The organism is Sphingomonas sp. AC449 (assembly GCF_979253475.1).
Genome location: NZ_CEEDCZ010000123.1, coordinates 1 through 231, shown reverse-complemented (window position 1 = coordinate 231; position 231 = coordinate 1). Strand labels below are relative to the sequence as shown.

1 protein-coding gene is annotated in these 231 nt (G+C 72.3%); it reads left to right on the top strand.

The features are described from left to right. A partial coding sequence (locus AC0CH3_RS18075; protein ID WP_465238155.1) for a helix-hairpin-helix domain-containing protein occupies nt 1-231 on the top strand: 231 nt, incomplete at both ends.

The window sequence follows — 231 nt, the reverse complement described above, 5'->3', positions numbered from 1 at the left end:
CCGAGGAACAGCTCGTCGCGCGCAAGAAGGACGGCCGCGTCTGGGCGGCCAAGCTGATCGCCGCGAGCGACGCGCGCCGCCAGATCGCGCTCGACCGCTTCCTCTTCTCGCTCGGCATCCGCCAGGTCGGCGAGATCACCGCACGCGACCTCGCGCGCCGCTATCGCTCGGCCAAGGCGCTCGGCAGCATGCGGCGCCGCGCGGTGTTCCTCTACCACAGGATCACGCCCG